Raw genomic sequence first — 289 nt, 5'->3', positions numbered from 1 at the left:
GCCTCCAGCACGCCGAGCGAGCCGCCACCGCAGTCGATCCCGTACACCAGCGGCGGGTGGTCTCCGGCCGCGCCCGTGGCCGACGCGGCGACGGTGCGCAACAGTTCTGTCTTCCCGGCACCGGACGTTCCATAGACCAAGAGGTGCCCGGACTTGGCGAACTCCGCGTACAGCGGCACCTGCTCCTGCTCGGCAGGACGGTCCACCAATCCGACGAGTACCTGGCCGTCGACCGGTCGCTGTTCCCACGTCGCGCGTTCCGCCGCACCGGATGGGCCGCCGACGTCGG

1 protein-coding gene is annotated in these 289 nt (G+C 71.3%); it reads right to left on the bottom strand.

The window, feature by feature from the left end:
* Positions 1–289, bottom strand: a 289-nt coding sequence (locus ELR45_RS15880; protein ID WP_165367828.1) for an FtsK/SpoIIIE domain-containing protein, incomplete at both ends; no start/stop codon positions are given.

Origin of the sequence: Phytoactinopolyspora endophytica (genome assembly GCF_004138495.1) — a bacterium.
Lineage (GTDB): Bacteria > Actinomycetota > Actinomycetes > Jiangellales > Jiangellaceae > Phytoactinopolyspora > Phytoactinopolyspora endophytica.
This window is presented reverse-complemented; position numbering and strand designations above follow the sequence as displayed.